We start from the raw sequence: 2,172 nt of genomic DNA, 5'->3' as shown, positions 1-2,172 counted from the left end.
GTTGACAGTGGGTTTCTAAACCGATAATTGCTTCGTATTCAGTGGCAGACATATTTTCTCGCTCTCGCCGACACAGGAATGATCTGTTTAATCATTATAGTCGCGATTCTGGAGCATTCCCTCCCTTCATAAAACTTAATAATGTAGTTACTAATCACTTTAGTCACCTTTAATATAGCCCAAAAAAGATAATTTATTCAACCAATGTCCGCCATTATTTTAAATTTGATCAAAGGCATAAGATTAAAGAAGCTTATCGATAATTTTTCACCGATAAACCTAGCCTTTCTAGTATCGACCACCGACCAGCGAACCACGAAAACCAAAACTTCCCACCTCACCATGAAGATAACCGCCATAAATCGCAGCAAAAATTAACTTCTAGAGACAGGATATTTGCTTAGTATAGAAATAGAGAGATTATACCTGAGAACTGACCCCATAACCGCCCAAAAGCAATATAAGCGGCGAAAGTGATCATTTTCTAGGCAAGTATTGCCTTAGTAATTGACGATTTTTACTTTTTACTTGATTTTATGTCTTTAACTCTCTCAGAACAACTCAAGCGAGAACAATTATCCTATCCCCAAACTCTCCTCCATCATCTGCAAAAGTTACGGCATTTTGTGACAGTGGAAGGAGAGGAGAAATTGCAGCAGTGGAAAAACCTAATTGAAAGGGAGAATTTTCAACCTAGCACCCGTAATTTAGCCTATTATCTCGCCCTGAGACAAGAAGATATCCGGGATTTGCAATTAGCTTTAATGCCCTGGGGATTATCTTCCCTAGGCCGGATTGAATCGAAAGTTTTACCGACCCTCGATGCGGTAATTGCCACTTTAGGGGCGGTTTGTCATCAAGAAGCCTCATTATTACCCAAACATCCCCCTTTAGAGGCATTTTTCCAGGGAGATCAACTTTTAGCCTCCCATAGCGCCGAAGTTTTCGGTCTGCCTTCCCCCCAGCGTCGGGTGCGAATTATGGTGACAATGCCGACGGAGGCGGCAACCGACCCCGATTTTATCGCTCAATTACTGCGTTGCGGGATGGACTGTATTCGCATTAATTGCGCCCATGATGGACCCAAAGAGTGGCAGGGAATGATCGAAAATCTGCGCGAGGCGGTCAAAAATCCCGAAAATTTAGTCAATGGACATACCTGTAAAGTTTATATGGACTTAGCTGGCCCAAAAATCCGTTTAGAACAGATTTTAGCCCCCCAGTCCCAAACCAGACTATATCAAGGGGATTTTCTCCTCTTAACCACCCAACCGCCCCATACTGCCCATCCTCAGTATTTTCAGGCTAATTGTTCCCAACCGGAAATTATTCCCCAAATTCCCGTCGGGGCGAAAGTTTGGATTGATGATGGTCATATCGGGGCTGAAGTTATTGCCATAATGCCAGAAGGTCTCTTACTAAAAATTACCCACGCCAGGGAGAAAGGGGAAAAACTCAAAGCAGATAAAGGCCTAAATTTCCCCGATACGGTCTTAAATATCGATCCTTTGACCGCAAAAGACCGGCAAGATTTAGATTTTATTGCCGAAAATGCCGATATTATCGGTTACTCTTTTGTACAAAAAGCCAGCGATATCGAGACACTACAGCTAGAGTTACAAAGTCGTTTGGGGGATACTTGGCGACAAAAAGCAATCGTGGCCAAAATAGAAACACCTTTAGCCGTGAAAAATCTTCCCGAATTAATCATCCATGCCGCCGGTAAACAACCTTTTGGGGTAATGATTGCCCGGGGTGATTTGGCCGTAGAAATTGGCTATCAAAGACTAGCAGAAATTCAAGAGGAAATTCTCTGGTTATGCGAAGCGGCCCATATTCCGGTCATTTGGGCTACCCAAGTCCTAGAAAATCTGGTCAAGAAAAGTATTCCCTCCCGGGCCGAGATTACCGATGCCGCTATGGCCGAAAGGTCCGAATGTGTCATGCTGAATAAGGGGGAATATATCCGCGAAGCGGTGACAATTCTCGATGATGTTTTACAAAGAATGCAGACCCACCAAGCTAAAAAAACGCCCCAATTACGCGCTCTTCATTCTTGGGTTTAAGCGGTTTCAGTTATCAGTTATCAGTTATCAGTTATCAGTTATCAGTTATCAGTTATCAGTTATCAGTTATCAGTTATCAGTTATCAGTTATCAGTTATCAGTTATC

At 42.9% G+C, this 2,172-nt stretch carries 1 protein-coding gene; it reads left to right on the top strand.

The features are described from left to right. Window positions 1–536: 536 nt before the first annotated feature. Complete coding sequence (locus PX484_RS11445) at window positions 537–2,066, top strand: pyruvate kinase (RefSeq protein WP_288103894.1); 1,530 nt, start codon at window positions 537–539, stop codon at window positions 2,064–2,066. Window positions 2,067–2,172 lie beyond the last annotated feature (106 nt).

The sequence above is a fragment of the Microcystis sp. M49636_WE2 genome (genome assembly GCF_030065375.1).
GTDB classification, from domain to species: domain Bacteria; phylum Cyanobacteriota; class Cyanobacteriia; order Cyanobacteriales; family Microcystaceae; genus Microcystis; species Microcystis aeruginosa_C.
The sequence above is the reverse complement of the archived record's forward strand: the minus strand, read 5'-3'. Positions and strand labels throughout refer to the sequence as shown.

What these genes read in the sequence shown, in the direction of transcription:
- PX484_RS11445 (WP_288103894.1), top strand. Translation starts at nt 537, where the DNA reads ATGTCTTTAACTCTCTCAGAACAACTCAAGCGAGAACAATTATCCTAT.